The sequence below is a fragment of the Vibrio sp. 1401 genome, from assembly GCF_033340295.1.
On the sequence record NZ_JAWOWF010000875.1, the window covers coordinates 1 to 509 of the forward strand.

At 47.2% G+C, this 509-nt stretch carries 1 protein-coding gene; it reads left to right on the forward strand.

The window, feature by feature from the left end:
• Window positions 1-509, forward strand: a 509-nt coding sequence (locus tag R7Z77_RS28650) for a radical SAM protein (protein WP_411913231.1), incomplete at both ends; no start/stop codon positions are given.

Here is a 509-nt window from a genome sequence, read left to right on the forward strand (position 1 = left end):
GGGTTTGGATTACTTCAAGAAAATTGTCGAGTTTCAAGCGAAGTACCAGCCCGCAGGCGTGAAGATCTCTAACGATCTGCAAACAAACGGCACGTTATTGAATGACGAATGGTGCGAATTTTTAAGCGAGAACCATTTCTTGGTGGGCTTGAGTATTGATGGCCCTGAAATGCTGCACAACGCGTATCGAACCAACCGAGCCGGTCGGGGTACATTCAAACAAGTCATGAATGCGGTGGAGTTGCTGCATAAACATCAGGTGAACTTTGCCACGCTTACCTGTGTGAACAACCTGACGAGCCGAAATCCGCTTGAAGTTTACCGTTTTCTGCGAGATGAAGTCCGCTCGCCACAAATGCAGTTTATTCCTATTGTTGAACAGAAAACGTTCCGCACCACTGCGCCTCAAAAATGGCAACCGCAAGAACAGCTTAAACAAGGAGACAAGCGTTTGATTCCGGGTCACAAAGATTCTGTCATGGAACCTTGGTGTGTTGCTGATGAAGCTT